The organism is Methylobacterium sp. WL103 (genome assembly GCF_008039885.1).
Classification (GTDB): domain Bacteria; phylum Pseudomonadota; class Alphaproteobacteria; order Rhizobiales; family Beijerinckiaceae; genus Methylobacterium; species Methylobacterium cerastii.
The window spans coordinates 1-9,957 of sequence record NZ_VRUX01000116.1 but is presented as its reverse complement, the minus strand read 5'-3'; the positions used below and the strand labels follow the sequence as shown (position 1 = coordinate 9,957).

At 69.8% G+C, this 9,957-nt stretch carries 8 protein-coding genes, 1 tRNA gene and 1 pseudogene; 8 read left to right on the top strand and 2 right to left on the bottom strand.

The genetic code is table 11. From position 1 onward, the window contains the following. On the bottom strand, window positions 1–373 hold a 373-nt coding region (locus FV222_RS09855), incomplete at its 3' end, for a gamma-glutamyl-gamma-aminobutyrate hydrolase family protein (protein WP_187277288.1). Between the two features lie 345 nt (window positions 374–718). On the opposite strand from FV222_RS09855, the gene FV222_RS09850 reads away from it, so the two are divergent. The 4 genes from FV222_RS09850 to FV222_RS09835 all read left to right on the top strand — a co-directional run bounded on the left by FV222_RS09850 (window position 719) and on the right by FV222_RS09835 (window position 4,841). Further along, window positions 719–2,215 (top strand): ATPase domain-containing protein, encoded by a 1,497-nt coding sequence (locus FV222_RS09850; protein WP_147814072.1) that lies wholly within the window; start codon window positions 719–721, stop codon window positions 2,213–2,215. Continuing rightward, the gene (locus FV222_RS09845) at window positions 2,212–4,266 is read left to right on the top strand and encodes a PAS domain-containing hybrid sensor histidine kinase/response regulator (protein WP_147814070.1); all 2,055 of its coding nucleotides are present in this window, start codon (window positions 2,212–2,214) and stop codon (window positions 4,264–4,266) included. The genes FV222_RS09850 and FV222_RS09845 overlap by 4 nt, the downstream gene beginning before the upstream one ends. Window positions 4,267–4,333: 67 nt before the next feature. Continuing rightward, window positions 4,334–4,663: a multidrug efflux SMR transporter gene (locus FV222_RS09840; protein ID WP_281406881.1), complete on the top strand. Its 330-nt coding sequence runs from the start codon at window positions 4,334–4,336 to the stop codon at window positions 4,661–4,663. 94 nt (window positions 4,664–4,757) lie between these two features. Then, window positions 4,758–4,841: transfer RNA gene (locus FV222_RS09835), tRNA-Tyr, on the top strand. Window positions 4,842–4,931: 90 nt separating this feature from the next. Here the strand turns inward: FV222_RS09835 and FV222_RS09830 are convergent. Continuing rightward, window positions 4,932–5,660 carry a YggS family pyridoxal phosphate-dependent enzyme gene (locus tag FV222_RS09830; RefSeq protein WP_147814068.1) on the bottom strand — a complete coding sequence of 243 codons (729 nt, stop codon included), beginning with the start codon at window positions 5,658–5,660 and terminating at the stop codon, window positions 4,932–4,934. 249 nt (window positions 5,661–5,909) lie between these two features. Between FV222_RS09830 and leuS the strand changes: the two are divergent. The 4 genes and pseudogenes from leuS to FV222_RS09805 form a co-directional block, all read left to right on the top strand. After that, window positions 5,910–7,766 (top strand): annotated as a pseudogene (gene leuS, locus FV222_RS09825) (leucine--tRNA ligase); the annotation flags it as partial. Between the two features lie 360 nt (window positions 7,767–8,126). Continuing rightward, complete coding sequence (locus FV222_RS09815; protein ID WP_147814066.1) at window positions 8,127–8,507, top strand: hypothetical protein; 381 nt, start codon at window positions 8,127–8,129, stop codon at window positions 8,505–8,507. 154 nt (window positions 8,508–8,661) lie between these two features. After that, window positions 8,662–9,027 carry a hypothetical protein gene (locus tag FV222_RS09810; protein ID WP_147814064.1) on the top strand — a complete coding sequence of 122 codons (366 nt, stop codon included), beginning with the start codon at window positions 8,662–8,664 and terminating at the stop codon, window positions 9,025–9,027. Between the two features lie 244 nt (window positions 9,028–9,271). Continuing rightward, window positions 9,272–9,892 (top strand): DUF4214 domain-containing protein, encoded by a 621-nt coding sequence (locus FV222_RS09805; protein ID WP_147814062.1) that lies wholly within the window; start codon window positions 9,272–9,274, stop codon window positions 9,890–9,892. Window positions 9,893–9,957 lie beyond the last annotated feature (65 nt).

Here is a 9,957-nt window from a genome sequence, read left to right as displayed (position 1 = left end):
GGCCGCGCGGGTTGGGGCCGGCGTCGCCCCCGGTGACGACCGCCGCGAGCTGGACGCCCCAGCACGAGCCGAACACCGGCAGGCCGGCCTCCAGCGCCGCCTGCATCAGATCGCGCTGGCGCATCACCTCCGGGCTGCGCTCGGCGACCTTCAGGGTCGATCCCGTGAAGATCACGCCGTCGTAGGTGGTGAGCCCCGCGCCCTCGGGCAGGCCGGCGTCGGCGTCGGCCGGGCTGACGAGGCGGCACTGCGCCTCGGGGTGGTAGGCGTGGACGACGTCGGCGTAGGATTCGGCCGAGGTGCGTCCGGTGGCCGTGACGTGCTGCGCGCGGTCTTCGCGCGCATTGCCGTCCGCGATGAGCAGTCGAAGCATGGTGTCCTGAAAAGTCGTCGGCGAGCGGATCTTGGGAACGCCCGGCAGAGCCGGATGATACTGCGACATAGGCGCAAAGCGACGAGGTCAGGACGATCCGAATTGTCGCGACCGGCGCCTTGGCGGGCTGCGGACCGAGGGGACCTATCGGCGCGCCCCGCGTTGAGGCAAAGGCAGGTGCCGTCGAGGCGAGATCGTTCGTGTCGGGCGAGGCGCCGCGCCATAGGCACCTCGCACGGTGCGCCGGCCCGTCGCCGGCACGCCTTCCATCGCAGGTGACTGCATCTCTCGCAGGCGGCTGCTTCTTCCGCAGGTGACTGCACCACATCCGTGATGGCGAAGCCGATGGATCAACCAACCCGCGTCGCCTCCTTCTCCCGCGAGACCCTCTCGACCGGGGTGGCGGGACTGGACGACGTCCTCGCCGGCGGCCTGACGAAGGGGCGCCTCTACCTGCTCGAAGGCACGCCCGGCACCGGCAAGACCACGCTCGCCCTGCAGTTCCTGCTCGATGGCGTCGCCCGCGGCGAGACCTGCCTCTACGTCACCCTGTCGGAGAGCGCGGACGAGCTGCGTTCTTCGGCGGCCTCGCACGGCTGGTCGCTCGACGGGGTCGAGCTCTACGAGCTGGTCAACGAGCTCGGCCTCGATCCGGAGAGCGAGCAGTCGGTGCTGCACCCCTCCGAGGTCGAGCTCGGCGAGACCGTCCGCGAGGTGATGGAGCGGGTGGACGCGGCAAAGCCCGACCGGGTGGTGTTCGACAGCCTGTCCGAGCTGCGGCTGCTCGCTCAGAACCCGCTGCGCTATCGCCGCCAGATTCTGGCGCTGAAGCAGCTCTTCGCGGCACGCGGCTGCACGGTGTTCCTGCTCGACGACGGCACCGCCGACGTGCAGCTCCACAGCATCGCCCACGGCGTCTTCCTGCTGGAACACAACCAGCGCAACTTCGGCGCGGGCCGCCGCCGCCTCCTCGTCCTGAAGATGCGCGGCGTGAAGAGCCGCGGCGGCTACCACGACTTCATCCTCGAGACCGGCGGGATCGCGCTGTTCCCGACCCTGGTCGCCGCCGAGCACGGCGTCGACTTCGCGCCGGTCACCCGCTCCACCGGCGCGCCCGGCCTCGACCTGCTGCTCGGCGGCGGGCTCGTGCGCGGCACCAACACCCTGCTGCTCGGGCCGTCCGGCGCCGGCAAGACCACGACGGCGGTCCGCTGCATGCTGGCGGCGCTGGAGCGGGGCGAGCGGGCCACCTACTTCCTGTTCGACGAGGGACGCGCGACGCTGCTGGCGCGCTCCGCCCTGCTTGGGATGGACCTGCAGCCGCATCTCGATGCGGGCACCCTCACCATCGCCCAGGTCGACCCGGCCGAGCTGGCGCCGGGCGAGTTCGCCTGCCGCGTCCGCGAGGCGGTCGAGCGACGCGGCGCGACCTTCGTCGCCCTCGACAGCCTCAACGCCTACATCCACGCGATGCCGGGCGAGCAGTTCCTGATCCTGCAGATGCACGAGTTGCTGACCTACCTGAACCAGGTGGGCGTCACGACGCTGCTGGTGCTCGGGCAGCACGGCGTCATCGGCGACGTGCGCTCCGACCTCGACCTGAGCTACCTCAGCGACGGCATCCTGCTGTTCCGCTACTTCGAGGCCAAGGGCGAGGTCCGCACCGCGCTCTCGACGGTGAAGAGCCGGGTCAACGCCCACGAGCGCACCATCCGCGAGCTGCGGTTCTCCCGCGGCGGGATCCAGGTCGGCGAGGCGCTGACCGACTTCGAGGGGGTGCTGTCGGGACTCCCAGCCTATGGCGGCAAGGTCGCGATGCTGCGCAGCGAACCGGCGGAATGACCGAGCCCGACCTCGACGAGACCCGCGTCCTCATCCTGGCGCCGCACGGGCGCGACGCCGCGGTGATGGAGCGGCTGCTGGCCAAGTCCGGCACCCGCGTCGCCGTCTGCGCCGACGCGGCCGCGTGGCTCGCCGCCCTCGCGGGCCGGGCGGGTTCGGCGATCGTCACCGAGGAAGCCCTGCTCGACGTCGACCCCGACACGCTCGGGACCTGGATCGAGCGCCAGCCGCCCTGGTCGGACTTCCCCTTCATCATGCTGGCGACGCGCCAGGCCGGGCGCCGCCCCGCGGAGGGCGCGGCTATGGTGGAGCGCCTGGGCAACGTCGTGCTGCTCGAGCGGCCGATCAACGCCGAGACCCTGGTCAGCGCGGTCGCCTCGGCCCTGCGGGTGCGGCGGCGCCAGTACCAGGCGCGCGAGCACATCCGCGAGCGGGAGCAGGCCGAGGAGCGCCTGCGGGTCGCCAACGAGACCCTGGAGCGGCGGGTCGCCGAGCGCACCGGCGAGGTCGAGGCCGCCCGCGAAACCTTGGCCTTCGCCCTCGATTCCGCCGGGATGGGGACGTGGGACCTCGATCTTCTCACCGACACCGCGCGTCGGTCGGACCGCCACGACGCGATCTTCGGCTACGCCACGCCGCTGCCGCATTGGGGCCGGCAGACCTTCCTCGCCCACATCCACCCGGAGGATCGCGAGGCGGCGGAAGCGGCCTTCGCGCAGGCGGCGCGGGCCGGGACGCTCGATCTCGAATGCCGGATCGTGCGCCCCGACGGAACCGTGCGCTGGGTCGCGGCCAAGGGCCGGGCCGAGTACCGCGCCGACGGCACCCCCGTCCGCATGGCCGGCATCGTCCTCGACCGCTCCGACCAGCGCAACACCGAGGAGGCCCTGCGCCAGGCGCAGAAGATGGAGGCGATCGGCCAGCTCACCGGCGGCGTCGCACACGACTTCAACAACCTGCTGACGGTGATCGTCGGCGGCCTCGATATGGTGCTGCGCAAGCCCGACAACGTCGAGCGGGTCAAGCGCCTGGCCGACGCCGCGATGACGGCGGCCCGGCGCGGCGAGCAGCTGACGCAGCAGCTCCTCGCCTTCTCCCGGCGCCAGATGCTGCGGCCGCAGACCCTCAACCCGAACCGCCTGCTCATCGACTTCCGGCCGCTCGCCGAGCGCGCCGCCGGGGGCGCGATCGAGCTCGCCTTCGACCTCGACCCGGCCCTCGACCCGATCCGCATCGACCCGGCCCAGTTCGAGGCCGCCATCCTCAACCTCGTCGTCAACGCCCGCGACGCGATGGAGGCGGACGCCGGTCACGCCCGGATCGAGATCCGCAGCCGCAACCTCCGCCTCGACACCGCGGCGGTGGCCGACAAGGGCGTGCCGCCGGGCGCCTACGTCGAGATCGCGGTGTCCGACACCGGCAGCGGCATCGCGCCGGAGCTTTTGGCGCGGGTGTTCGAGCCGTTCTTCACCACCAAGGAGGTCGGCAAGGGCACCGGCCTCGGCCTGAGCCAGGTCTACGGCTTCACCCGCAGCGCCAAGGGCTTCGTCGCCATCGACTCCGAGGTGGAGCGCGGCACCACCTTCCGGCTGCGCTTCCCGCGCTCGACCGACCCCGCCGGCGAGGAGGCGGAGACGGGCGAACGCGGCGTGCTGCCGCTGCGCCGCGCCGGCGAAGGCGAGACCGTGCTGCTCGTCGAGGACGACGAGCAGGTCCTCACCATGGCCGTCGAGAGCCTTGAGGAACTGCGCTACAAGGTCGTCGTGGCGCGGAACGCTGCGGAGGCGCTGGCCCATCTCCGGGACGTCCAGCGCATCGACATCCTATTCTCCGACGTGATGATGCCCGGCGGCATGAACGGCTCGCAGCTCGCGGTGGAGGCGCAGCGCCTGCGCCCCGGCCTCAAGGTGCTCCTCACCTCCGGCTACGTCGCCGACCTCGACGAGGGCCAAGTCATCGGCCGCGGCGAGCTGCCGGTGCTCAACAAGCCCTACCGCCGCGACGAGCTCGCTCGCTCGCTCCGCCTCGTCCTCGGCGGCGGCGAGGCTTGAGCGGGGCGCGCGGGGTTCCGAAGCTTGGCCCGAACCGCCGATCCATCGAACCGGGAGCTTTGCGGCCGTGCACTGGGTCCACCTGATGATCGCGATCGTCGCCGAGGTCGTCGGCACCAGCGCACTGAAGGCGTCGGACGGGTTCTCCCGGCCGGTGCCGCTGCTGATCACCGTCGCCGCCTACGCGGTGGCGTTCTTCTTCCTCGCGCTCACCCTGCGGACGATCCCGATGGGAGTCGCCTACGCGGTCTGGTCGGGCGTCGGCATCGTGCTGATCTCCCTCGTCGGCTGGCTGGTGTTCCGGCAGAGCCTCGACGCCCCGGCCCTGCTCGGCCTCGGCCTGATCGTCGCCGGCGTCGTGGTGATCAACGGCTTCTCGAACGCCGTCGGGCGCTGACGCGCCGGCCCTGCCCTGCGGGCCGTCCCGCACGGTTGACACGCCGCCACCCCCTCACCATAAGAGCCCCGCGCGGCCCGATGGGCCGCCCTTTGGGGGAATGTCCCGAGCGGCAAAGGGGGCGGACTGTAAATCCGCTGCGTAAGCTTCGTAGGTTCGAGTCCTACTTCCCCCACCACGTCCTTTCCCTTGCGATGTTCGATCCCTTGCGATGGCCGACGCCGTCGCCTCTCCCGAGGCTGCGGACTCGCGATGGCGCGTGCGCTGGTCAGGCCTTTCGCGTCCGCGCCCCGAAGATCGACGTGCCGACCCGGACATGGGTCGCGCCCATCTGGATCGCGGCGCCGTAGTCGGCGCTCATGCCCATCGAGAGGATCGGCAGGTTGTGCCGGCGGGCGAGCGCGGCGAGCAGGCCGAAATGGGCCGAGGGCGCGTCCTCGACCGGCGGAACGCACATCAGGCCCTGGATCGCCAGCCCGTGGGTGCCGACGCACTCGGCGAGCAGCACGTCGAGGTCGGCGGGCGACACGCCGCCCTTCTGCGGCTCGTCCCCGGTGTTGACCTGGATGAGCAGCTTGGGCGTGCGCCCGGTCCGCGCGATCTCCTTGGCCAGCGCCGCGGCGAGCGACAGCCGGTCGAGCGAGTGGATCACGTCGAAGAGCTCCACCGCCTCGCGCGCCTTGTTCGATTGTAGCGGCCCCACGAGATGGAGTTCCACGTCCGGGTATCGTGCCTTGAGCGCCGGCCACTTGGCCTTCGACTCCTGCACGTAGTTCTCGCCGAACAGGCGCTGGCCGGCCTCCAGCGCCGGCACGATGCCCTCCGCCGGCACGGTCTTGGAGACGGCGATCAGATGGATCCCGGCCGGATCGCGCTCGCAATCCTCGGCCGCGCGGGCGATCCCGGCCCGCACCTCGGCGAGGCCTGCGGCGACGTCCGCCTCGCCGACGGGCGGCTTGTCCGGGATCGGCGGCGTATCGATCGGTGTGTCGGTCATCGGGGTCCTTCGGGGGCGTCCGGCGGTCGCTGCGTGAGAGGTGGTCCACGCCGCCGCGCTGTCCAGCGGCACGGCATCGACATAGGCGATCTGGCGCCTCAATGCCGGGATCGCGCCCGCGGTGCAAAGCTCTCGCTCGCTCGACGCCCTCGGCCGAGCAGGTAGATCCGTTGGCCGAGCCCGGCGCGAATGTGCTAACGCCGCCGCTTCCCCGGCCCGCCCCGCCTGATCCCGGTTCCCGACGACGCCATGACGAACCCGCCCAGCCACCAGACCCTCGAGCGCTACAACGCCAAGGATTCCGAGCCGCGCTGGCAGGAGGCCTGGGCGCAGGCGCGCCTGTTCGAGGCCGACAACGCCGACGCCCGCCCGAAATACTACGTGCTGGAGATGTTCCCCTATCCGTCGGGGCGCATCCACATGGGCCACGTGCGCAACTACGCGATGGGCGACGTGGTGGCGCGCTACAAGCGGGCCAAGGGGTTCGCGGTGCTGCACCCGATGGGCTGGGACGCCTTCGGGCTGCCGGCTGAGAACGCGGCGATCGAGCGCAAGACCAACCCGCGCGACTGGACCTACGCCAACATCGCGACGATGCGCGGGCAGCTGCAATCCATGGGGCTATCGCTCGACTGGAGCCGGGAGGTCGCGACCTGCGATCCGGACTACTACAAGCACCAGCAGCGCATGTTCCTCGACTTCCTCGGCAAGGGGCTGGTCACGCGCCGCACCGCCAAGGTGAACTGGGACCCGGTCGACCACACCGTGCTCGCCAACGAGCAGGTGATCGACGGGCGCGGCTGGCGCTCCGGCGCGCTCGTCGAGCAGCGCGAGCTGACGCAGTGGTTCTTCAAGATCACCGACTTCGCGCAGGACCTCTACGACGCGCTGGACGGGCTCGAGCGCTGGCCGGAGAAGGTCCGGCTGATGCAGAAGAACTGGATCGGCCGCTCGCAGGGGCTGCAGGTCCGGTTCGCGTTGTCGCCGGACGCCGAGGCGCTCCTCGCGGAACGCGCGGCCGACGCGACCATCCGGGAGGTCGAGGTCTACACGACCCGGCCCGACACCCTGTTCGGCGCCAAGTTCCTGGCCATCGCCGCCGACCATCCCCTGGCGACCGCCCTGGCCCCCGGCGACGCCAAGTTGCAGGACTTCATCGCCGAGTGCCGCCGCATGGGCACGGCCCAGGCGGCGATCGATACCGCGGAGAAGCTCGGCTACGACACCGGGCTCACCGTGCGCCATCCCCTCGATCCGTCCTGGACGCTGCCGGTCTACGTCGCGAACTTCGTGCTGATGGAGTACGGCACCGGGGCGGTGTTCGGCTGCCCGGCGCACGACCAGCGCGACCTCGATTTCGCGAACAAGTACGGCCTCGGCAACACCCCCGTGGTCTGCCCCGAGGGCCAGGACCCGGCCACCTTCGTGATCACCGACACCGCCTTCGACGGCGACGGGCGGATGATCAACTCGCGCGACCTCGACGGCCTGACCACGGACGAAGCCTTCGAAGCGGTGGCGAGTCGCCTCGAAGGCGAGGTGCTGTCCGGCGCGCCGGTCGCAGCGCGAAAGGTGCAGTTCCGCCTGCGCGACTGGGGCGTCTCGCGCCAGCGCTACTGGGGCTGCCCGATCCCGATCATCCATTGCGAGACCTGCGGCCCGGTGCCGGTGCCGGTGGCGGACCTGCCGGTGAAGTTGCCCGAGGCGGTCTCGTTCGACCAGCCCGGCAACCCGCTGGAGCGCGACCACGCCTGGCGCACCGTGCCGTGCCCGTCCTGCGGCGCGGCGGCCCGGCGCGAGACCGACACGATGGACACCTTCGTCGACTCGTCCTGGTACTACGCCCGCTTCACGGCCCCCTGGCTCGCCGACCGGCCGACCGACCCGGCGGCGGTCAACCGCTGGCTTGCCGTCGATCAATATATCGGCGGCATCGAGCACGCGATCCTGCACCTGCTCTACGCGCGCTTCTTCATGCGGGCGATGCAGGCGACCGGCTGGTCCGGCGTCTCCGAGCCGTTCGCCGGGCTGTTCACGCAAGGGATGGTCGTCCACGAGACCTACAAGGACGAGGCCGGCGCCTGGGTGCCGCCGGCCGACGTGCGCCTCACGACGGAGGCCGGCGAGCCCGAGCAAGGTGTCCGGCATGGACCTTCAGGAGGTGTTCCGCACCTACGAGGTTGTCCAGCGGGCAGAGAAGATGCTGCGTCGGCCGATCCCAGCCCGCGTGGTCCTCACGCAGATGTCACCCCTGCAAAGTCGTGTCGCCCAACACGCCCGCCAAGAGATCCAGAGCGCGACCATCCCCGTCCTTAAGACGGAGATCATCCAGCGAGCGGCCTACCAATCGATCCACTTCACCGGCGCTACGCCCGCTCACCCTGACGGCGACCCGAAGGCCTTGCAGGAAGTCGCCGGCATCCTCGGCGAATTGCTCGAAGTCCTTGCCAACCAGCACCAGGCGGCATGACCGACATGACGAAGCCCGCATTCCAGCCTGCTCCCCGGCCCCGGCCTCGCACCAGCCCGGAGGAGGCCCAGCAGCTCGCCGCATCAACCAGCGACCTCGGTTTCAGTCGGACGTCGAGCGCACCAGAAGCGGGGCCAACAGAGGCGCCTACCCCCGAGCCCATCAGCACAAAGGCTCAAGCCCCCAAATCCCCCATTGCCCCGGTGAAGGGATCGGCCCTCAAGTTCGAAGTCCCTGATGAGGTATGGACAGCCCTGCGCCAGGAAGCCCTAAACCGCCGAGTGACGGTGAAGTACCTCGTGCTCGAAGCGCTGGCGGCCAAGGGGTACAACGTCGACCTGTCGGCCGTCCCCGAGGATGGGAGGCGTATCCGATGATCGCCACGACCTTTGTCATTGCGATCACCGCGGCCCTCAGCGCCGCAGCGGCAGGTGCGATCAGCGGACCCGGTGCGGAATGAGGGAAGGCGGGATTGACCCTGACTTTTCTGCGCGCCGCAAACCTTGATCGAGTGACGCTATGCGCTCCCTGATGCTCGCGATCCCCCTGCTCCTCCCCGCCGTCGACGCCAGAGCCGAACCAACGTCCACCCTAGACGGGATGTGGCAACTCCTCGGCGCCTGCACCCAGTCAATCGGCGGCCCAGCGGCTTCGGTCGGATCGGAAGTGACGTTGCTCTTCAGCATTAAGCGCGACGGTAGCTTGCAGGGAAAGCCGAGGATCACTCACTCGAAGCTTGTCGGCGACGAGGAGACCCAGAGGGCCTTCGTCTCCGAGGTGCTGACATCTGTAGCGCACTGCTTCCCGTTGCCGATCACCGACGGTCTCGGTGGCGCCGTCGCCGGTCGCCCGCTGCGGATACGCGTACTGAACCGGCCGAAGGAGCGGGGTGCCTAGTGCACTGACGCACTCGAAAGGTGCACGTCAGGTCAAAAATTTCTTCGCTCTGGCCGCGTGTTAGCGATGATCGGTTTGGTTCGTTAGTCGGTGTCAGTGCACTAGATACTGCGTACGCCGCCAATGAGGGCGACGGTCGGGGGCATGCGCCAGTATGGTGCGCGATCCTGGGATTGTGCACGGAAGCCAAGCCGCTGAGATCGCAGTCCATTCTTCGTGCATGATCCATGTGCACGGCTGAGGCATGATCTATGGCTACGCGCGCGTCTCTACAGACCATCAGAGCCTTGCCGCACAGATCGAGCGTCTGACTGCCGAGGGCTGCTCCAATGTGTTCCAAGAGACCGCCAGCGGGTCGCGTGCGGACCGAGCCGCGCTCACCTACTTCACCAACGAGCTCAACGCGGGCGTCTCGCAGGCGCAGGTGGCGGTACAGTTCGCCACGAGTGCGGAGGCGCAGAGCGTCGATGCTAAGGCCTTCAGCACCGGCGTGTTCGTGCCGGACGCGATCGATAGCGCCGTGGCGCGGGAGTACTACGCGATCCTGGGTCGGACGCCTGATGCGACCGGGCTCCAAGGCTTCGAAGCTCAGGTGAAGCAGGCGGCGGCAAGCGGCGGGGCTAACGGCGCGATCCAAGCGCTCGGCAACGTCGCCAACGCGATGCTGAACTCATCCGAGTACGTCGCGACGCATGCGGGCCAGACCGATGCTGGCTTCGTGGACAGCCTCTTTGTCGGCGCACTCGGGCGACATGCGGATGCAGGCGGCGCAGCTTTCTTCGCCGACCAGCTCGCGCATGGGATCTCGAAGGGTAAGCGCTCGGTGGAGGCTCGGCGTTGTATTTCGGTCGCGTCGTCTTCCTGAAGGCCGGCTGACCGAGGGGATGACCGTGCGCCGATCTGGATGTTTTGCGGTGACGAGATGCTTTT

Bases quoted from the DNA above. Each gene is read 5' to 3' on its own strand.
- FV222_RS09850 (WP_147814072.1), top strand. From the start codon at position 719: ATGGATCAACCAACCCGCGTCGCCTCCTTCTCCCGCGAGACCCTCTCG.
- FV222_RS09845 (WP_147814070.1), top strand. From the start codon at position 2,212: ATGACCGAGCCCGACCTCGACGAGACCCGCGTCCTCATCCTGGCGCCG.
- FV222_RS09830 (WP_147814068.1), bottom strand. From the start codon at position 5,660: ATGACCGACACACCGATCGATACGCCGCCGATCCCGGACAAGCCGCCC.
- FV222_RS09815 (WP_147814066.1), top strand. From the start codon at position 8,127: ATGACCGACATGACGAAGCCCGCATTCCAGCCTGCTCCCCGGCCCCGG.
- FV222_RS09810 (WP_147814064.1), top strand. From the start codon at position 8,662: ATGCTCGCGATCCCCCTGCTCCTCCCCGCCGTCGACGCCAGAGCCGAA.
- FV222_RS09805 (WP_147814062.1), top strand. From the start codon at position 9,272: ATGATCTATGGCTACGCGCGCGTCTCTACAGACCATCAGAGCCTTGCC.